This is a genomic window from Eubacterium sp. AF34-35BH (assembly GCF_003477765.1).
Lineage (GTDB): Bacteria > Bacillota > Clostridia > Lachnospirales > Lachnospiraceae > Eubacterium_G.
The window spans coordinates 27,166-47,667 of record NZ_QUDZ01000004.1 but is presented as its reverse complement, the minus strand read 5'-3'; the positions used below and the strand labels follow the sequence as shown (position 1 = coordinate 47,667).

Sequence of the window (20,502 nt, the reverse complement as noted above, 5' to 3'; positions counted from 1 at the left end):
ATACGCAAAAAGCCACCTTAAGCCTATGCATACTAATTTATTATACAACATTGTAAGCATTTTTCAAGGTGACTTTCGTTATATTACTTTATTACTTTTTATTTCTATCTTATTGCATCCTTCATGCTCTTAACATATTCTCCAACATAAGGAACACTTTCTTTTCCATATTCTGCAACAATTTTTACAATGGCACTTCCGACAATTGCTCCATCAGCATACTGGCAAACATTTTTTGCCTGCTCAGGCTTGGCAATACCAAATCCAATTGCGCAAGGTACATCTGTTGCTTCTTTTACAAGTTTAGTCATTGCTCCTAAATCTGTTGCTATGTTTTGCCTGATACCTGTAACTCCAAGAGATGATACAACATATACAAAACCTTCTGCTGATTTGGCAATTTTTGTAATTCTCTCTTCCGATGTTGGAGCAATAAGTGGTATTAAATCAATGCCTGCTTTATTGCAGAAAGGTACTAGTTCATCGCGTTCTTCGTATGGACAATCAGGTACAATAACACCTGAAATTCCACATTCAACACATCTTGCCATAAACTTTTCTGTTCCATAACGATAAATTACGTTTACATATGTCATAAATACTAAAGGTATATTTACCTGCTCTTTTATTTCCTTTATGACATCAAACAATTTATCTGTTGTACATCCACCCTGTAATGCCCTTAAATCTGCTTCCTGAATTACAGGTCCTTCTGCTATTGGATCAGAAAATGGAATTCCAACTTCGATGATATCTGCTCCATTCTTTTCCATTTCTATAATTAATTTTTGTGTTGTTTCTAAATCAGGATCTCCTCCTGTTACAAAAGCTATGAAAGCTTTTCCATTCTTAAATGCATCGCTTACTTTACTCATAAATCTGTACTCCTCTATATCTTGCTATTGCTGCTACGTCCTTGTCACCACGTCCTGAAACATTTACTACAATAATTTTATTCTTATCAAGAGTCTTTGCATACTTCATTGCATAAGCAATGGCATGTGAACTTTCAATTGCTGGAATTATACCTTCAGTTTTTGATAAATATTCAAAAGCCTCAACTGCTTCCACATCAGTAATTGGAACATATTTTGCTCTTCCTGTATCATGTAAATTTGCATGTTCTGGTCCAATTCCCGGATAATCAAGTCCTGCTGAAATTGAATAAACAGGTGCAATCTGTCCATCATCATTTTGACAGAATAAAGATTTCATTCCATGGAAAATTCCTTCTGTACCATTTGCTATAGTTGCGGCATTTTTAGGATTATCTACACCAAGTCCGGCTGCTTCACATCCAATTAATGCAACATCTTTATCTTCAATAAAATTATAAAATGCACCCATGGCATTTGAGCCACCACCTACACAGGCAATAACTGCATCAGGAAGTCTACCTTCTACTTCCATAATCTGTTCTTTAATCTCCTTACTAATAACGCTCTGGAAATCTCTAACAATTGTTGGGAAAGGATGCGGCCCCATAACTGAACCTAATACATATAATGTATCGTCCATTCTATTTGTCCATTCCCTCATAGCCTCATTTACTGCATCTTTTAATGTCATTGTTCCACTTGTAACAGGATGAACTTTAGCACCTAAAAGTTCCATTCTAAACACATTTAAAGCCTGACGTTCACAGTCTTCTTTTCCCATATAGATTTCACATTCCATATCCATAAGTGCTGCGGCTGTTGCTGTTGCCACACCATGCTGACCTGCTCCTGTTTCTGCAATAACTCTTGTTTTACCCATTTTCTTTGCAAGTAAAACCTGACCTAAAACATTATTAATTTTATGAGAACCTGTATGGTTTAAATCTTCTCTCTTTAAATAGATTTTTGCACCACCTAAATCCTTTGTCATTTTTTCTGCATAATATAATAATGAAGGTCTGCCTGCATAATTATTTAAAAGGTCTGTTAATTCCTTATTAAACTCCGAATCATTTTTGTAATGATTGTAAGCTTCTTCAACTTCATTTACCGCTGTCATTAATGTTTCCGGAACATACTGTCCACCATGTATACCAAATCTTCCTTTACTCATTGTCTTCTCCTTTTAATTGTTGTAACATTTGTTTTTTATTTTCAGCTTTCATAAATGTTTCTCCAATAAGCACACCATTTACGTTAGCTTTTTTTAATCTTTCAATTTCTATATTGCTTTTAATACCACTTTCAGCAACAAATAAAATATTATCCGGCACAAGCTTTCTTAATCTTTCGCTATTTCCAATATCCACTGTAAAAGTTTTTAAATCTCTGTTATTTACACCGATTATTCTTGCACCGCTTTTTATTGCTTTTTCAATTTCTTCTTCATCATGGGCTTCAACTAATGCTGACATACCAAGACTGTCGCAGATTTCTATGTACTTTCTTATTGTGTCTTCATCAAGCAATGAACAAATCAAGAGTACAGCAGATGCACCATGAATTTTTCCGTCATATATCATATACTCATCAACAACAAAATCTTTTCTAATTAATGGTATTGATACATTTTCGCTTATTTCTTTTAAGTACTTTTTATCACCTTTAAAATACTCAGGCTCTGTTAAAACTGAAATACAGCTTGCTCCTGCCTTCTCATATTCCTTTGCTATTTCTATATAAGGAAAATCTTCGGCAATAATTCCTTTTGATGGTGAGGCTTTTTTTACTTCGCATATGAAATTAATGCCTTTTTGGGCTAAAGTTTTTTCAAATTCTAAATTTCCTTTTGGCATATTTAAAGCCTTCTCTTTTACTAATTTTAAAGGAATGTTTGCTTTTTCCAATTCAACTCTTTTTCTTGTTGATTGTGCTAGTTTATCTAAAATCATATAACTCCTTTACTTATTGCTTTCTTCTATGTAAGCCTGTAATTTTTCGTATGCTTTTCCGCTGTCAATTGTTTCTCTTGCAATATTAATTGCTTCTTCGTATGTTAAATGGTCATTTTGAACATAAATACAAGCACCTGCATTTAATAAAACTGCGTCTCTCTTTGCTCCCTGAAGTTTTCCACTTAAAATGTCTTTTGTAATCTGAGCATTTTCTGTTCCGTCTCCACCTTCCAAATCAGACTTCTTACAAATTGAGATTCCATAATCTTCAGGATTCATTTCGTAAGATTTTGTTTCACCATTTCTAATTTCACAAACTGTTGTTTTTGTACTAGGTGTAATCTCGTCCATTGTGTCCTGACCAAAAACAACCATACCTTTCTTAACTCCAAGATTTAAAAGTACCTTTGCAATTGGTTCTACTAATTCTTCTTCATAAACACCAATAATTTCCATTGATGCTCCTGCCGGATTAGTTAAAGGTCCTAAAACGTTGAAAATTGTTCTAAGTCCTAAAGCACCTCTAACAGGTCCTACAAACCTCATTGCCGGATGATATTTCTGTGCAAATAAGAAACAAAAACCAACTTTATCTAATAATTCTTTGCTTTGCTCAGGTTCCAATGTTATGTTTGCTCCTAATGCTTCTAAAACATCGGCAGCTCCTGACTTACTTGAAACTCCTCTGTTTCCATGTTTTGCCACTTTACAACCTGCCGCTGCCGCTACAAATGCTGATGTTGTGGAAATATTAAATGTATTTGCCTTATCTCCACCTGTTCCTACAATTTCAAGGACCTCCATGTCATGTAATAATTTTGTTCCATTATCACGCATACCTCTGGCTGAACCTGATACTTCTTCAATAGTTTCACCTTTCATTCTAAGTGCTACAAGATACGCACTAATTAATGTATCAGGTGTTTCACCGCTCATAATTTCATTCATAACTTCTTTTGTTTCATCAAAAGTTAAGTCCTGTTTATTCACTAATTTCTCTATGGCTTCTTTAATCATACTTAAACCTCCAATTTTTTTGTTTATTGAATTTAATTTCGCATACTTATCTGTAAATAATAATCTTTTTAATTTATTTTTTAATCTTTAAAAAGTTATCTACGATTTTTTCTCCTTCAGGTGTCATAACTGATTCCGGATGAAACTGTAAACCATAAATTTTATATTTTTTGTGTTGGACAGCCATTATTTCATTGTCACATTCATCAATAGCTATAACTTCCAATTCCTCGGGTATTGTATCAGGATTAGCCGACAACGAATGGTATCTTGCACCTTTAAATGGTGAATCCATCCCCTTAAAAATCGGACTGTCATTTGTAATTGTCATGTTACTTTGTTTCCCATGCATCAATTGTTTTGCGTAAGTAACCTTTGCACCAAATACCTCACAAATACTCTGATGTCCCAAGCAAACTCCTAAAATTGGATATTCTCCCTTTAGCTTTTCTACCACCTCTTCGCATATACCTGCATTTTCCGGCTTCCCAGGCCCTGGTGATAATATAATATGTGAAGGATTTAATTTTCTAATATCCGCAATTGTGTATTCATCGTTTCTTACCACCTTAATTTTTCCATCAGTTAATTTTCCAACTAATTGAACAAGGTTATAAGAAAAACTATCATAATTATCTATTAATAAAACCATTACTTGTTTACCTCACTTCCTCGTTTAATTGCGTCTATTACTGCCCCTGCTTTATGAGCACATTCCATATATTCGCTTTCAGGTACGCTGTCTGCAACAATTCCTGCACCTGCCTGAACATATACTTTATTTCCTTTTTTTATTGCCGTTCTAATTGCAATACATACATCTAGATTTCCTGATAAATCAATATAACCAATGGCACCACCGTATACACCTCTTGGTTCTTTTTCTAATTCATCAATAATTTCACAAGCTCTAAATTTTGGTGCACCTGATAATGTGCCTGCCGGTAAAAGTGCTGAAACTGTATCACAACTGTCTTTATCCTCTCTTAACTCTCCACATACAGTTGAAGCAATATGCATTACTTTTGAAAATCTATGAATCTTCATATATTCTTCTAAATAAACACTTCCATATTTTGCAATTCTTCCAATGTCGTTACGTGCCAAATCAACTAACATATTATGTTCTGCTAATTCTTTTTCATCTTTTAAAAGTCCTTCTTCTAATGCTTTATCTTCTTCCTGATTTTTTCCTCTTGGCCTTGTCCCTGCAACAGGAAATGTTGTTAATTTGCCATCTACTAATTTAACCATTGTTTCAGGAGAGGCACCTGCTATCTGCATATCTTCTGACTGGATAAAATACATATAAGGCGAAGGATTAGTAGTTCTTAAAACTCTATAGGCGTTCATTAAACTGCTGTTATATTCAGCTTCAAATCTTCTTGAAATAACGCCCTGAAAAATATCTCCCTCTCTGATATATGCCTTTGTTTTTTCAATCATATTGCAATATTCTTCTTTAGAAACATTACATTTAAAATCTACATTTTCCTGTGCATGATACTCAGGTAATGGACTTTGTTCATTTATAAGTGAAATCATTTTTTCAATTTCAAGTAAAGCTCCGTTATATCCCTGATGACCATCTTTTGACTTCATGTTTGCAATTACTAATATTTTTTGTCTTAAATGATCAAAAGCAATTACCTTGTCAAAAAGCATTAAATGATAATCATCAACATTGCTTTCTTTTAAATTTAATTTAGGTTCAGCATAGCCAATCATTTCGTATCCAAAATATCCAACAAAACCACCGGTAAAAGTTGGCATTCCTTCAATTTTAGGTGACTTATATTTTTCTAACTGTTTTCTTAGTGCATCCATTGGATCCATTGTTACAGTAGTTTCAATCTCGCCACTTTTCTGGGTTACCTTTCCGTTCTTGCATGTTATGTGCAAAACAGGTTCATAACCTAAAAAAGAATATCTTGCCCATTTTTCTCCACCTTCTACACTTTCAAGCAAGAAAAAGTTTTTACCAAATTCTTCCATTTTTCTTAAAAGTGAAATTGGAGTAATAACATCAGCATATATTTCCTTGCAAATAGGAATCATGCTATAGTCCTTTGTTAATTCTTCGATTTCTTCAAAACTTTGTGTTTTCATATGTTCTCCTCTCGCATATCTGACTGTTTAATTATTTCAGTTAAATAGCGCCTATGATTTCCGGCTGTTAAAGTTGGTCTTCGCTTGTTAGAACAGTTCGATTCCGTACACTTTGTGTACTTCATCTCACTTGAGCTGACCGCTCAATGTTTTCGTATAAGTGAATATTTTTTTATAAGCAAGCTTCAAAAATATTTCTTTTAGAAATTCATCTATGTTTAGAACAGTTCGATTTCGTACACTTTGTGTACTTCATCTCACTTGAGCTGACCGCTCAATGTTTTCGTATAAGTGAATATTTTTTTATAAGCAAGCTTCAAAAAAATATTCACTTATACGAAAACGCTGTTCTAAACAGTAACAAAAAAAAGGCCCTGTCTCTTCACGTATATAACGTAAAGGGACAAAAGCCTTATAAATTCAACTTCTGCGGTGCCACCCAAATTAATGTATAACACATTCTCTCAACAGCATACCATCATATGCTTACTCTTTTAACGGTGAGTCTCCGTCAGCGTCTACTACCTAATAATGTGGTTTCAAGCTGCCCTCTTAAGTCCATTCATCGCTGTTAGTTTGTTGTCTCACACCAACCGACAACTCTCTGAAAAACGTCCCATACGACTACTTACTCTTAATCAACGGTTTCACAATACTTTTAAAGTTTAGTCTACTAAAGCGTTAATGTCAACCTACATATTTAATGTATTCTTGATTTATTTTATGCTTTTTATTTCATCAACTGCCTCTTTTAGCTGTTCTAATGCTTTTTTCAATGTTTCTCTTGGACATGCAATATTGATTCTCTGGAAGCCTTCTCCTTCTTTTCCAAAGATATATCCTGAGTCAAGCCACAGTTTGGCTTTTTCAACGATAAACTTTTCAAGTTCTTTGTCCTCTAAACCTAACGCACTACAATCAAGCCAAATCAGATATGTTCCTTCAGGTTCAATTAATTTTATCTGTGGTATATTTGTTTCTAGATAATCTCTTAAGAAATTAAGGTTATCTAATAAATATTCTTTCAATTCATTCAGCCATTGTCTACCATATTTATATGCTACCTCGCATGCTACAAGTCCCATTAAATTAACCTGACTGTAACCAACCCTATCCAATTGCTTTAATACTTTTTTTCTAATTTCAAGATTAGGAATAAAAATATTTGAAATTTGAAGTCCTGCAAGATTAAATGTTTTGGTTGATGCTGTACATGTAATTGTTATATTCTGATATTTTTCATCTAATGATGAAAATACAATATGCTTATTTTCAGGATAAACAAAGTCACTGTGAATTTCATCACTTACAATTTTTACATTGTGTTTTAGACAAATATCTCCTATCTTTTCTAGCTCCCATTTTTTCCAAACTCTACCAACCGGATTATGTGGACTACATAAAATAAATAACTTAACATTATTTTCTATTATTTTCTTTTCAAAATCTTCAAAATCAATTTCATATTTTTTGCCATTTCTAACTAAAGAATTGTTCACTAATTTTCTATTACTATCAATAATTACTTCAGTAAATGGGTAATATACAGGATTTTGAATTAATACACTATCACCTTCATTAGTAAGTGCATTAATTGCCAATACTATGGCAAATACTACACCCGGTGTTTTTATTAGCCATTCTTTTTTTACATGCCAATTAAAATTATCATTATACCAATTGTATACTGCATCAAAATATTCTTCTTTACTTTCACTGTAGCCATATATACCGTGACTTACTGCTTTATTTAATGCCACAATAATTTCAGGTGAAGTTTGAAAATCCATGTCTGCAACCCATAAAGGTAACAAATTAAATATACTAGGGGGTGGAACCTTCCAACTTAATCACATTGGTGTTATGTGTTCATTTTTAACAACTGTGATTTTTAAATAAGCTTAAATGTAATACATGTACTGACTAAAATCGTTACTTTGTAAATAATCTTTTTCTAAGTCTTCTAATGAAATATTAAGTAATACTTCATCAAGTTTTTCATTTACTTTATCAATTACTGATTCTTCAATAACCTGTTCTGCTATATTGCCCTGGCCTTCATACTCTTTTTCAATCTTATAAGTTCCATCAAGTGCTTCAATAATTGATGCCACAGTAATGTCCTTAGCACTCTGATTTAATAAATATCCACCCTGGGCACCTTTAATACTTTTAATAATTCCATGCCTTCTTAGTCCTGCAAAAACCTGTTCAAGATACTGTAAAGATATATCATTTCTTTCTGCAATACTGCTAAGTTTCACATGACCGTTTTTTGAATTAATAGATAAGTCTATTAATGATATTATTCCATATCTGCTTTTCTTTGATAACTTCATATTACATCTCTTTTCCTTTTTTTAATTAATCCTATATGTTTAGTAGGATATAAAGTATATTACCTTTATTTTATATAAATGTCAACTAAAACATACTATTTTTATATGAATTAAATATTTTAATTATAAAATACTGCTTGCAACACTCCAGATACCAAGTATATACTTTATTGCAAAAAAAAACAGGAGATTAATTGCACTAATCATTGATGCCTTGCAACTATAATCAATACAACTAATCCCCTGCCCTTAAGGAGTGATTATATAATTTCTATTTAAAATCTTAACCCTGTTTGGATTTTGCTATTTCTTTTTCCTGTACATCAGGTGGTGCCTGTTCGTATCTGGATACAACATATTCAAATTCACCACTTCCACCTGTCATTGAACGAAGTGAAGTTGAATATTCATACATTTCAAGTAATGGTATTTCAGCTTCTATAATCTGTTTTCCATTATCAGAATTCATATTGTATACACGACCACGTCTTTTATTCAAATCTCCAAGAATATCACCTGAATATTTTTCCGGTGCTGTAATTGTAACCATAGCAATTGGTTCCAACAGTACAGGATTAGCTTCCATAAAGCCTTTCTTAAAAGCTATTATTGTTGCCATCTTAAATGCCATTTCAGAAGAATCAACAGGATGGTATGAACCATCTGTTAATGTAGCCTTAATGCCGACAACCGGATAACCTGCCAATGGACCCTCTTTTACACATTCCTGAATTCCTTTTTCAACTGCCGGGAAATAATTTTTTGGCACAGCTCCACCAAATATTTTTTCATCAAAAATATAAGGTTTTGATAAGTCACCTGATGGTTCAAACTCAATTACAACATCACCATATTGTCCATGACCACCTGACTGTTTTTTGTGTTTACCCTGAACCTGTGCCTTACTCCTTATTGTTTCTTTAAATGGAACTTTTGGTCGTTCTAAAATAACATCTACTTTGTATCTGTCTTTCAGTTTAGATGCAACAACTTCCAATTGCTGATGACCGATTCCGTAAAGAAGAGATTGTTTATTTTCCGCATCAATAACTGACTTCAAAGTCAAGTCTTCAATACATAATTTAGTAAGTGCCTGAGCTAATTTGTCCTCATCCCCCTTTTTCTCAGCTCTATATGCCATATACGCATAAGGCTTTGACATTGTTGTTGGATGATATACAATTGGCCACTGTTTCGTTGATAAAGTATCTCCTGTTCTTGTGCTTGTAAGCTTACCTATTGCCCCAATATCTCCTGAGTGCAATTCACTTACTTCAGTAACATTCTTTCCGCAAATAACATACAGTTTGTTTAATTTTTCTTCTATATTTTTTGTTGGATTGTAAACAACATCACCTGTTTTTAATATGCCTGTTCTTACTTTTACTAAAGAATATTTTCCAACAAATGGATCCATTATTGTTTTAAATACATAAGCAGAAACAGGTTTTGAGTTGTCAAAATCTGCAACCACTTCTTCATCGTTTTCTATGTTAGTTGCTTTTTTCAAAACTTCTGCCTTATCTGCTGATGGAAAATATTTTTCACAGGTCTGTAAGAAACTATTTACACCCTGGCAGGTTACTCCTGATGCAATTTGTACGGGAACGATATCACAATTAATTACACTCTTTCTTAATGCTTTTGATATTTCCTCGTATGTAAAATCTACGCCTGAAAAATACTTATCCATTAATTCTTCATCAGATTCTGCAACAGCCTCCATTAACTGCTCTCTAACCGGAACTAATTTACTTGTAACTGATTCAGGAATTTCCATTTCATCATAATTACCCAAATTATCAATGAACTTTCTACCACCCATTTTCACTACGTTTACATAACCAATTAATTTGTCATTCTCCATAATTGGCAAATGAAATGGTGCTATCTTCTTGCCGAATCTTGACTTTAACTGTTCTACAATTTCCATGTATTTTGCATTGGAATCATCTATATTGGTAACTAAAAATATACATGGGATTTTTCTACGCTCACATGTTTCCCAGGCTTTAACCGTTCCTACTTCTACTCCTGTCTTTCCATTAACCACAATTACAGCAGCGTCCGCAACACTCATGGCATCTTCCATCTGACCGACAAAATCAAAATATCCCGGTGCATCTAATATATTAATTTTCAATCCGTTCCACTCTATTGGTATAACAGATGCACTTATGGAAAACTTACGCTTGATTTCCTCCTTGTCATAATCTGAAATTGTATTTCCATCATCTATGCGTCCCATTCTGGAAATAGTCTTTGTAGCAAAAGCTACTGCCTCAGCAAATGTTGTTTTTCCGGCTCCGCCATGTCCTAAAAAAACAACATTTCTAATATTCTGTGTTTCATAAATCTTCATAACAAGCCTCCTTATTCAATTGTCTTTTCACCGAACTAAAACCTCTTAACTTTCCTCCTTATTTAATATTTTATTAAGGTTTTATTACTTAAATACTATTTTACTTTACTTATAAACTTAATACAAGAAAGGTTATATTTTTAACAAAGTGTTGCTATATTTACTTTAAAGTGTTAAACTTTAAAGCGTTGAAGTTTAACACTTTAAAGTTTTTAAGTTTAAGCTTGCTTAACATAATTATCTATATTAGACTTAACTAAGCAATTTATACATGACAGGAGAACATAATGAGAATAAAAGATGATTTAACATTTGGTTTTGTAGGTATTGGACTAATTGGTGGCTCGGTTGCAAAGGCTTTAAGACGTGTCTATCCAAGTTGCAAAATCATAGTTTATAATAGAGGGGCGAAACCTCGTGTTTTAGCAATAAATGACGGCACAGCAAACATTGCATTAGATACTGTTGATGAAAGATTTTCTGAATGCGATTATATTTTTCTGTGTACCCCCGTTGAACGTAATGTAGAATACTTAACTATTTTAAAAGATATAATTAAACCAACATGCATTATTACAGATGTTGGCAGTGTAAAAACAAATATACACGAAGCAGTTAAGGCTCTTTCTTTAGAAGATAATTTCATAGGTGGCCATCCAATGGCAGGTTCAGAAAAAACAAGTTACGAACATGCAAGTGACCGTTTGCTTGAAAACGCCTACTATGCCATTACTCCTACCGAAAAAGTTAAACAGGAATATGTTAAAGAATACACTGAAATTGTTTCTGACATTGGTGCAATTCCTATAGAAATTTCATACAAGGAACATGACAGAGTTGTTGCAGCCATTAGTCATTTGCCACATTTAATTGCTTCAAGCCTTGTTAATTTGGTAAAACATAATGACAGTAACAAAGAATACATGAAAACATTAGCAGCCGGCGGTTTTAAGGATATTACAAGAATTGCTTCTTCTTCTCCTGAAATGTGGGAGCAGATATGCATGACAAACAATAATAACATAAGTGAAATCCTTGATTTATACATAAAAGATTTGGAAAAAGTTAAGAATGAGTTAGACACAAAGAACGGACAAGCCATTAATCACATGATTGCAGAAAGTAGAGATTATCGAGATAATATTGACGAGCATAACAACAGTATAATTCAAAGAAGTTACAACATATTCTGCGATATTATTGATGAATCAGGTGCCATTGCCACTATTGCTACAATTCTTGCTACAAATGGTGTTAGTATTAAGAACATCGGTATTATTCATAACCGTGAATATGAAGAAGGCGTTTTAAAGATTTCATTTTATGACCAGGCTTCATCAGAGAAAGCTATGGAACAGTTAGAAAGACACAGATACAAAGTTTTTAAACACTAATGTTTTCCAGTAATCTCCTATTGTCTAAATGTTACAAAATTGTTACACTGTTTTTTGTAATTGGCCAAGACAAATTTGAAATAAGGAGGACATAACTATGTGTTTTAAATTTAGTAACTGTACTCAATTATTTAACGCTATTTGTAATTTCTTTAACATTGGTTGTTAATTAATTATGTAAATTAAAACCATCAATACAAAATAATTGTTTAAACTATTTTTGTATTGATGGTTTTTTAATTATTTATTATATTTATTTTTATTATTTCTATTCATGTTCTTTTGTATTGCTCCACAAATTTTATTTAAAATTAAAGAATTATATTAACTTAAATTGAGTCCACTTCTTTGATTTATATCTTCCAATAAAAATTATTCCTCTAAATACTAAATCCATGCTCATGCCAATAGCTGTGCCAATTACCCCCATATCAAGTACTAAACCAAACAATGCAGAAAAGAACAATCTTGCCGCAATTGTAAGAGTTACTGATGTTATCATTGTAAATTTAATATCACCTGTGGCACGAAGTCCGTTTCCTAATGGGCCTGCAAATGGATATGCCACTCCGTTAAATATATTGTTAATAAGAACAAGCCAAATTTTCAAGATTACTTTATTGAATTTTGTTCTATTCCTACTTTAGTATAATCTAAGACATCTTCTCTCTGGATTCTAAGATAATATTCACCCTTATCTATTGTAATACTTTTATAAATTGATTTATCAGGCTGATTTGTACAATCAAGAGTAACTGTCTTTTCTGCAACATTATTACCTTTCTTAAACACTTCAGCTTTAACTTTTCCATCCCATATAGAATTAATACTAATAATTATTTTCTTCTTTTTGTTATTTTTTAATTTAAACCATGCATCTTTTCCGTCATTATATGAGAAACGAAATTCGTTATAATCATTACCGCTTATATCAGCAGCCTTTCCCCTGTCTTTGCATATTGGTGTTCTATTAATACCATACAGATGAGTATTTATTTCGTATTGAGAATCAAGAGGACTTTCTAAATAAACTCTATATTCACCTTTTGGTAATTCACATTCTATTAATTTTTTATTTTCTTCCCAATTACCTATATTATGTGTAACATCGCTCCACTTGTTATTCTCCTTTTTTTGTAATTTAACATTAACATTTATTTTTTTACCGGTTATGTTTTCTCCAAAAACTAGAGATACATATGCTCTTTGTTTTTTTACAGAAAAATTCCAATATTGTGGTTCTCCTGTACCAATAATTAATTCGTCATACGTATCAGTAAACTCAAATATATTTTTTTGATTATATAATTTCATTTCAACTTCGCCAATTTCAAAAAAATCATATTTTTTAAAGAATTTATCCCCTGGTACCTGTACTGTAAAACTTTCACCTTCTTTGAGTTTTATACTATAATAAGATGCATCAGGTAAAAGATTACCATTTATGTCATAAACTTTTATACCTCCACCTGTGTCAAACGACATTATACAATCATTCGTTGCTACAAATTTTACCTTTTTTGATTTGTAATGTTTGCAATAATATAATTCTCTTTCTATTTTAAATAGCTTAGGATCACATTTTACAATTTCATTATTAAAATCATAACAATCCTTATTTTTTTTCCAAATATCAGATTTTTTTCCTTTATACGATGATGGGAAATTTACTTTCTTTATCATAGCATACGTTGGGTCATAAACTACATATGTCGCATATGGTTTTCCTAGTGCCTGACAGATTCCATACTTAACTCCTTCTGGAATATTAACCACTGACATACAACCGGTATATCCCACCAATATACTTTTGTTGTAAATATAAAAGTCTCCTTTTCTAATTATGTACTTTTTTAATATTGAAAAGAATTTATCCTTACCTAAGAAATTAAATAATACCTGTATGCTATCATGCTTTAATTTTTTATTTTTCATTACTACCTTTGCATCTTGTATAATGTGATTAAATTCAACATTTCCAACATACTTACTTACAGAAGAAGGTAATACAATCTTCTTTAACTTTTTACACGAAGTATCTTCTCCCTCATCATCACAATCATTATACTTAGCATAATTATTACACTCATATGTCATTCCGCTCACATCTATTATTTTACACCCTTTTCGTATTGTTAATTTTTTCATTTCAGTTGGCATTGCTACGAATTTTTTGCCATTTTTTGTGTATATTATCCCTTTAAAACTTTTGTATTTTTTGTCTTTACTACTAACCTTGTATGTCTTTGTTTTGTAATAACATACCATTTTTTCAGACTTTAATGGTGAATTAAACTTTACCATATTCACTGTTATCGGATAATAATGAGTATAATATGATTCATAAAATTTCAAATCACCCGGAACTTCTAACACTTTTACTTTTTTACAACTCTTAAAAGGTTCTATTAAAAGTTTTTTCACCCCTTTTTTCACAACAACCTTTTTAATTTTCCCTGCATTTTTAAATTTTGCATTTTTAGGAATTTTTCCTGTCACTGTTAACGTACTCCCGTTCACATAATAATTTTGATTTTTTGCCTGTACATTACCACTTGATATAAATATAATCCCACAAAGTACCCCTATTGAAATGCATAACTTTAATAATTTTTTGTTCAATTTAAACTCCTCCCTTTTCTCCTAATACTTTTGAAAGTTTTTCTTATTCAATTGTTATACTCACAAAAAATAATTTTTATTGCATAAAATTAAAAAAGAGCTAAAATTAAAAAAGTCAGAAATATTTTATACGCTTGATAAGTAAATTTTTTACCGGACAAACCGGTAAGAACAATAATATCAAACTCAAAATATTTCTGACTTATTCTTTATTTTGACCATGCAATTTTGTCATTGTCACCCTCATAATTAAAGATACCGTCATTTTTTTCTTCTAATGCTTTAATCATGTGGTAAGTATATTCATTATATGGTGTAGGGATTCCAAGTTCCTTTCCCATACGTACCAACGCCCCTGAAAACATATCTATTTCTGTGTGTCTGCCTGCATCTATATCTTGCAATGTTGAATAACGTGCTGATGCTTTCACAGCACTTCCACGACCTGATGAATCGTCTATTTTACTTAAATCTATTCCTTTAGCCTCTGCAATACTTTCAACTTCTCCCCTTAATGCTTTTCTAATAAAACTCATATGCTCACTGTCGTGATAACATCCCACACCTGCACCTAGAATTGCCTGTGGTAAGTTGTTACAAACATTAAGTCTGAATTTGCCCCATATTTCTTCCTGTATAAATTCTGTCACTCTCCAATGAATTCCTGTATTAGCAAAAAGATGATTTATAGCCTTTATTCTCTCACTTTCAAAAGGTGGCTGTAATTCTCCAAGAATTATGCCAATTGTTGTTTCAGGATCAAAATGATAGCCATCCTCCTTCTTTTGAGAAGCAACCTTTATGAAAGAATGTAAAATATTGTTAGGGTTAATTCTTTTTCCTATAATCTCCTCACTGTCTACACCATTCATAAGACTCATTACAATTGTGTTTTCACCTACAATCTTCTCTATGTCATCTAATGTATCGAGCAGGTTGCCATATTTTAAACATACTATTAAAAGGTCAGCATCCTTTGCCTCCTTTGGTGTCCAAACATTTGGAGTATATTTAACACCGTTTATTGTAATTCCTTCATTCTTTAATCTTTTATTTCGTTCGTCTTTTGCAACAACACCTAATTCAATGCCGTCCTTATTTGACAGCCCCCATATAACATAAGAACCCACAGCTCCAGCTCCTAATATTGCTGCTTTTTTAATGTTCATCTCTAGTTTTCTCCTAATGTTTCTGTATCGTAATTCCGTAATATAAATGCTAAGTTAAATTATTAAATATATTATCTCATATTTCTAATTTGTGGAAATTATTTTTAATTTACTTAATCTCATGACTTTTTGTAAAGTATGTAAAATGTTTCAGTGACATTCCTTATAATTTAAATTTATTTATACTTTTGTACGTTTTAATTTTAATATTAAGATTTAATTTGATTTTAATTCATAGCACTACTATTATATTAAATCTTACATTTTAATAAATACTCTCCAATACGTCAAAATAATTCTCAAATGTTTTCCTACAACACATTGGATTGTCTATAATAACACCATCAATTATAAGCCCTACCATTGCAAAACTCATTGCCACACGGTGATCCTCATAAGTGTCAATTTCACATCCATGAAGAACGCCCGGCTCAATAACTACGTTCGTTTCTGGCTCTTCAATAGTTTCTGTCTTACAACCAAGTTTCTTCAGCTCTGTTGCAATTACTGCCACTCTATCTGACTCCTGTCCTCTAATGTGTCCTATATTTTTAATAATAGTTTTTGAATTTGCAAATGCAGCTACAACAGCCATTGTCAGTGCCTGATCTGAAAAGTCAGACATATCAATTTCGATTCCCGGATAGCTGTCAATACTTGATCCATCAACTTCAACACCAGCAGATGTATCTGTTAATTTACAGCCTAACTTTTCCAAAACCGTTAAAAACTTAATATCACCCTGCATGGAGTTTAAATGAATACCTTTTACAATACTTTTCACTTTAAGTAAAATTGCCATGGCATAAAAATAGCATGCTGCCGACATATCAGGCTCAACCTCATAAGCATCCAATTTTACTTCCTGTTTTTTTATGTTATATGTATTATTATTTTTTTCAAATTTAATGCCAAACTGTTCTAACATTCTAAGGGTAATCTTTATGTAAGCACCATTTGGTCTCGAACCTGTCAGATTAACTTCCATTCCGTTAACTGCAGCTGCCATAAGCAATGCACTTGCATACTGACTACTTTTAGAGGTATCGATTGATATTTTTGTTTCACCTATCCCCTTTGAATTTAATTTAAAAGGAAAATGTCCTTCTTTTTCTAAATATTCTATTTCTACACCATTTTCCATAAGCTTGTTAAGTAATTCACTCATTGGTCTTTTTTTCATTTGCTCAGAAGATTCTAATGTATATTTTCCACCACATACGGCAAGTAACACTGTCATAAATCTTGCTGCAGTTCCTGCACTTCTAACATTTATTGTAGCTTCATTATTTGGAATTCTTCCGTTCTCGCCTTGAATCACAACTGTTTTTGCATTTTCATCAATTTCCAGTTTAAAGCCAAGTTTATCCAGACAGTCCAAAAAAGCTCTTGAATCATCACTAAATAAAACGCCACTAAGCTTACATTTTCCATTTGAAATTGCAGCTAACATTAATGCTCTGTTTGTAATACTTTTTGACCCCGGTACCTCAACGTTTATATCTTTTTTATTTATAACTTTTTTTACTGTATATTTTTCCATAATTTCTTATTCTTTCTTTTGATAAATTATTCGTATTCTAATAACCAATTTGCAATGTCATATATTTTCTATAATCCGTTTAACCTGCAAACTGCTACCATCATATCATTTAATACACTTCTTATTCAAGGTATCACTTTCGAAACTTTAAATTTTTTCATTTTCAAAAGTGGTGTTTCAATATATTATGAAAAAAATAAGCGAAAACATCATAGTTTTTTAAATTTAAGAAGATACTATAATATTTTCGCCTAATTAATAGATTATTTAATTTTAAAATTGTAATAGCTCGCCTTTAAGTGTTTCAATATGATATGTAAAATCCATTATATGTAAAAGCATAATATCATCTTTTGTTATGGTTGTTTCTTCTTCAAGTTCTCTATATGCAGCATCAAGTCCATTTTCGTTTTTTTCTATTTTTCCACCCACAAAATTTGCTAATCCCTTATACGGATCTTTTTTTCTTTTACACATCAATATTTTATCTGCATTTTCATTATATACTACTATTACATTGTATCCTCTCATATTTTCACCCTTATAAAGTTTATTCTATTACTTTACATCACTTTCATTAGTAATAAACATTGCATCACCAAAACTAAAGAATCTATACTTTTCTTCTACAGCAGTTTTGTAAGCATTAAGGATATTGTCTCTTCCAGCCAACGCTGATACAAGCATTAATAATGTTGATTCTGGCAAATGAAAGTTAGTAATAAGGCAGTCAATTGCCTTAAATTTGTAACCCGGATAAATAAAAATCTGTGTCCAACCACTGCCAGCATGAATCACACCATTTTCGTCTGCCACAGTTTCAAGAGTTCTTGTGCTGGTTGTTCCAACAGAAATAACTCGTCCACCATTTGCCTTTGTATCATTTATCATTTTGGCATCTTCTTCGTCCACCATATAAAATTCAGAATGCATATGATGTTCCAGAATATTTTCTACCTTTACAGGTCTAAAAGTTCCAAGTCCAACATGAAGTGTAACGTGTGCAATCTTTACACCTTTTTCCTTAATCTGCTCCAGTAACTCCTTTGTAAAATGAAGACCTGCTGTTGGTGCAGCTGCAGAACCTTCATACTTTGCATAAACTGTCTGATATCTGTTTTTGTCTTCAAGCTTATGTGTAATATAAGGTGGAAGTGGCATTTCTCCAAGCTGGTCCAGCACCTCTTCAAATATTCCCTCATACTTAAACTGAATAAGACGATTGCCCTCTTCAACCACGTCAATTACTTCACCCATTAAAAGACCGTCTCCAAAACTGATAATTGTTCCCGGCTTACACTTCTTTCCAGGCTTTACTAAAGTTTCCCAAACGTCATTTTCACGTCTCTTTAATAATAAAACTTCAATCTTTGCATTAGTACCTACTTTGCTACCATAAAGTCTTGCCGGCAACACCTTTGTGTCATTTATAACAAGGCAGTCACCTTCATGTAAATAGTCTATTATTTCCTTAAAAATATGATGTTGCACTTCACCTGTATTCTTGTTAAGAACCATTAATCTTGAACTACTTCTGTCTTCTAATGGATCCTGTGCAATTAATTCTTCCGGTAAATCATAATAATAATCATGTAAACTCATTTTATCTGCGTCACTCATAACTGTTCCTCTTTTCATCTATACTTAAAACTATCAAATCTAATTTTTGTTTTTAACTAACTTTAAATTTTTTAAATAATATATTCCAACATTAAAGGGACTATTTTTATAGCTGTTCACTATCTAATACTATTGTAAATGGACCGTCATTTTCAAGTTTAACTTTCATATCAGCGCCAAACTCGCCTGTTTCAACAACCTTAACCATTTCCCTGCATTTTTCAATTATGTACTCATACATTTCATTTGCCATGTCAGGTGCACCTGCATTAATAAAAGATGGTCTGTTGCCTTTTTTACAATTTGCATACAATGTAAACTGAGACACTAATAAAAGTTCTCCATCAACATCTGCTAAAGCCAAATTGGTCTTTCCGTTTTCATCTTCAAATATACGCATACCAATTAATTTTTTAATCATCTTATCAGCGATTTCTTTTGTATCATCATTTGACACCCCAATAAGAACTAAAAAACCTTTATTGATTTTTCCAACAATTTTTTCATCAATTGTTACACTTGCATTATTTACTCTTTGAATTACAAATTTCATATTAAACCATTCCTTGCATATTATTTTCAACTAATCTATTTTACACTATTCTTATATTTTTGTCATTAGTTGGTGGAATAAACTATTCCTCTTATTTTTTCTTTTTTGCTCTTGCAGCTTTTAATATATACTCAAGATTATCTACATTAAGCACTCCTGGATAATCTTCTTGAAAATCTACCAAATTGTCTTTATTTTCTTCTTCAATATTTTTACATTTATTATAAAATTCATGCAAATCATCTTTCTGATAAATAGCTTCAATAAATGTTCTTGAATCTTCTGGAAAATTCTTTCAAATAAATATCTAAATTTTCCTTTGTGAAAGGCTTATTAACAAACATCTCGCACCTCGCTTTCCACTATGTTGAATCGCATAAATTCAGGAATCGCATTTGCAAGAGCTTTTTCTTTTATACTTTCATCTCCAGTTGCTGCATAGGCAACTGTAACACCTGCTGAGAAACATGTATTATCAAGTTTTTTTGAACGGATTTCATTATAATTTGTACAAAGTGGTAGATTATTCATTCTTGATAAGTAATCAATCATCGCCAACAGATACATCGATTCTCTATACCATCTACGTTTGTAAAGCTTTCCTATTTCATCAGACTCAAGTGTTTCAATAATAAAATCTATATCTCCCATATCCTTTACATGATGACATGTATTGCTCTTGAAAGTTTCAAATGAACATCTATAATCAACCCTATCCTGATTATTATTTTCCAGTATTGAATCTACTGTCACTCCTAATACTTTGGCAATCTTATGCAAAGTTCCTGCAGCGCACTTATTAATATCTGCTTTACCACTACAAATATCCGTAATTGTTGTCATTGCCACTCCACTCTCTTTGCTTAAACGATATCTGGACATTTTTTCTTTTTCAAGCAACTCATTAATAATCATTGAATCTACCTCCTTTTCTATAATAT

19 protein-coding genes and 1 other annotated feature are annotated in these 20,502 nt (G+C 32.0%); of the genes, 1 reads left to right on the top strand and 18 read right to left on the bottom strand.

Going from position 1 to position 20,502, the window contains the following annotated elements:
- Positions 1 to 104 precede the first annotated feature (104 nt).
- The 9 genes from trpA to DWZ69_RS05335 form a co-directional block, all read right to left on the bottom strand.
- Positions 105 to 875, bottom strand: coding sequence for a tryptophan synthase subunit alpha (trpA, locus tag DWZ69_RS05375; protein WP_118436419.1), 771 nt, complete (start codon positions 873 to 875; stop codon positions 105 to 107).
- Positions 868 to 2,052 (bottom strand): tryptophan synthase subunit beta, encoded by a 1,185-nt coding sequence (gene trpB / locus DWZ69_RS05370; RefSeq protein WP_118436417.1) that lies wholly within the window; start codon positions 2,050 to 2,052, stop codon positions 868 to 870. The genes trpA and trpB overlap by 8 nt, the downstream gene beginning before the upstream one ends.
- The gene (gene trpC, locus DWZ69_RS05365) at positions 2,045 to 2,830 is read right to left on the bottom strand and encodes an indole-3-glycerol phosphate synthase TrpC (RefSeq protein WP_118436415.1); all 786 of its coding nucleotides are present in this window, start codon (positions 2,828 to 2,830) and stop codon (positions 2,045 to 2,047) included. Before trpC ends, trpB begins: the two co-directional genes overlap by 8 nt.
- A gap of 9 nt (positions 2,831 to 2,839) precedes the next feature.
- The gene (gene trpD / locus DWZ69_RS05360) at positions 2,840 to 3,850 is read right to left on the bottom strand and encodes an anthranilate phosphoribosyltransferase (protein ID WP_118436414.1); all 1,011 of its coding nucleotides are present in this window, start codon (positions 3,848 to 3,850) and stop codon (positions 2,840 to 2,842) included.
- Positions 3,851 to 3,923: 73 nt separating this feature from the next.
- Positions 3,924 to 4,502, bottom strand: a complete 579-nt coding sequence (locus DWZ69_RS05355; protein ID WP_118436412.1) for an aminodeoxychorismate/anthranilate synthase component II — start codon at positions 4,500 to 4,502, stop codon at positions 3,924 to 3,926.
- Positions 4,502 to 5,959: an anthranilate synthase component I gene (gene trpE, locus DWZ69_RS05350; RefSeq protein WP_118436410.1), complete on the bottom strand. Its 1,458-nt coding sequence runs from the start codon at positions 5,957 to 5,959 to the stop codon at positions 4,502 to 4,504. Before trpE ends, DWZ69_RS05355 begins: the two co-directional genes overlap by 1 nt.
- Before the next feature lie 396 nt (positions 5,960 to 6,355).
- Positions 6,356 to 6,610 (bottom strand) — a binding site (T-box leader).
- Between the two features lie 65 nt (positions 6,611 to 6,675).
- Complete coding sequence (locus DWZ69_RS05345; RefSeq protein ID WP_347497479.1) at positions 6,676 to 7,773, bottom strand: MalY/PatB family protein; 1,098 nt, start codon at positions 7,771 to 7,773, stop codon at positions 6,676 to 6,678.
- 87 nt (positions 7,774 to 7,860) lie between these two features.
- Entirely contained in the window at positions 7,861 to 8,298 is a 438-nt protein-coding gene (locus DWZ69_RS05340) for an Rrf2 family transcriptional regulator (RefSeq protein WP_117999466.1), read from the bottom strand.
- Positions 8,299 to 8,581: 283 nt separating this feature from the next.
- Positions 8,582 to 10,660, bottom strand: a complete 2,079-nt coding sequence (locus DWZ69_RS05335) for an elongation factor G (RefSeq protein ID WP_118436408.1) — start codon at positions 10,658 to 10,660, stop codon at positions 8,582 to 8,584.
- A gap of 287 nt (positions 10,661 to 10,947) precedes the next feature.
- Between DWZ69_RS05335 and DWZ69_RS05330 the strand changes: the two genes are divergently transcribed.
- Positions 10,948 to 12,054 carry a prephenate dehydrogenase gene (locus DWZ69_RS05330; RefSeq protein WP_117999464.1) on the top strand — a complete coding sequence of 369 codons (1,107 nt, stop codon included), beginning with the start codon at positions 10,948 to 10,950 and terminating at the stop codon, positions 12,052 to 12,054.
- 319 nt (positions 12,055 to 12,373) lie between these two features.
- On the opposite strand, the gene DWZ69_RS05325 is transcribed toward DWZ69_RS05330, so the two are convergent.
- The 9 genes from DWZ69_RS05325 to DWZ69_RS05290 all read right to left on the bottom strand — a co-directional run bounded on the left by DWZ69_RS05325 (position 12,374) and on the right by DWZ69_RS05290 (position 20,476).
- Positions 12,374 to 12,664: a hypothetical protein gene (locus DWZ69_RS05325; RefSeq protein WP_118436406.1), complete on the bottom strand. Its 291-nt coding sequence runs from the start codon at positions 12,662 to 12,664 to the stop codon at positions 12,374 to 12,376.
- Positions 12,665 to 12,666: 2 nt separating this feature from the next.
- Entirely contained in the window at positions 12,667 to 14,676 is a 2,010-nt protein-coding gene (locus DWZ69_RS05320) for a hypothetical protein (RefSeq protein WP_118436404.1), read from the bottom strand.
- Between the two features lie 209 nt (positions 14,677 to 14,885).
- Complete coding sequence (locus DWZ69_RS05315; RefSeq protein ID WP_118436402.1) at positions 14,886 to 15,845, bottom strand: 2-dehydropantoate 2-reductase; 960 nt, start codon at positions 15,843 to 15,845, stop codon at positions 14,886 to 14,888.
- Between the two features lie 265 nt (positions 15,846 to 16,110).
- Complete coding sequence (gene aroA, locus DWZ69_RS05310) at positions 16,111 to 17,388, bottom strand: 3-phosphoshikimate 1-carboxyvinyltransferase (protein WP_118436400.1); 1,278 nt, start codon at positions 17,386 to 17,388, stop codon at positions 16,111 to 16,113.
- A gap of 273 nt (positions 17,389 to 17,661) precedes the next feature.
- Positions 17,662 to 17,919 (bottom strand): NUDIX domain-containing protein, encoded by a 258-nt coding sequence (locus tag DWZ69_RS05305; protein WP_118436398.1) that lies wholly within the window; start codon positions 17,917 to 17,919, stop codon positions 17,662 to 17,664.
- 27 nt (positions 17,920 to 17,946) lie between these two features.
- On the bottom strand, positions 17,947 to 18,990 hold the full coding sequence (gene queA, locus DWZ69_RS05300) for a tRNA preQ1(34) S-adenosylmethionine ribosyltransferase-isomerase QueA (RefSeq protein ID WP_117999661.1): 1,044 nt from the start codon (positions 18,988 to 18,990) through the stop codon (positions 17,947 to 17,949).
- 124 nt (positions 18,991 to 19,114) lie between these two features.
- A complete protein-coding gene (gene dtd / locus DWZ69_RS05295; protein WP_117999458.1) occupies positions 19,115 to 19,561 on the bottom strand; it encodes a D-aminoacyl-tRNA deacylase in 447 nt (148 codons plus the stop codon).
- Between the two features lie 91 nt (positions 19,562 to 19,652).
- A complete protein-coding gene (locus DWZ69_RS12060; protein ID WP_158573363.1) occupies positions 19,653 to 19,799 on the bottom strand; it encodes a hypothetical protein in 147 nt (48 codons plus the stop codon).
- A 95-nt stretch (positions 19,800 to 19,894) separates the two neighbouring features.
- Positions 19,895 to 20,476 (bottom strand): helix-turn-helix transcriptional regulator, encoded by a 582-nt coding sequence (locus tag DWZ69_RS05290; protein WP_118436396.1) that lies wholly within the window; start codon positions 20,474 to 20,476, stop codon positions 19,895 to 19,897.
- Between the last annotated feature and the right edge of the window lie 26 nt (positions 20,477 to 20,502).